The sequence below is a fragment of the Rhodopseudomonas palustris genome (genome assembly GCF_003226555.1).
Lineage (GTDB): Bacteria > Pseudomonadota > Alphaproteobacteria > Rhizobiales > Xanthobacteraceae > Rhodopseudomonas > Rhodopseudomonas palustris_I.
Genome location: NZ_QKQS01000030.1, coordinates 1 through 248 on the forward strand (window position 1 = coordinate 1; position 248 = coordinate 248).

The following is a 248-nucleotide window of genomic DNA, read 5'->3' on the forward strand; positions in this document are numbered from 1 at the left end:
CGCGAACGGATCGACCTGCTGCTCGACAAGCATTCGTTCGAGGAGATGGACATGTTCGTCCAGCACCGCTCGACCGAATTCGGGATGGAGAAGACCAAGATCCCCGGCGACGGCGTCGTCACCGGCTGGGGCACGGTCAACGGCCGCAAGGTGTTCGTGTTCGCCAAGGACTTCACCGTGTTCGGCGGCTCGCTGTCCGAGACCCACGCGGCGAAGATCACCAAGATCCAGGACATGGCGCTGAAGGC

Annotated in this window: 1 protein-coding gene; it reads left to right on the forward strand. The window is 62.9% G+C overall.

Annotated elements, in window-relative coordinates:
- Positions 1-248 (forward strand): carboxyl transferase domain-containing protein (locus DNX69_RS22715; RefSeq protein ID WP_283809357.1); only part of this gene is annotated, 248 nt, incomplete at both ends.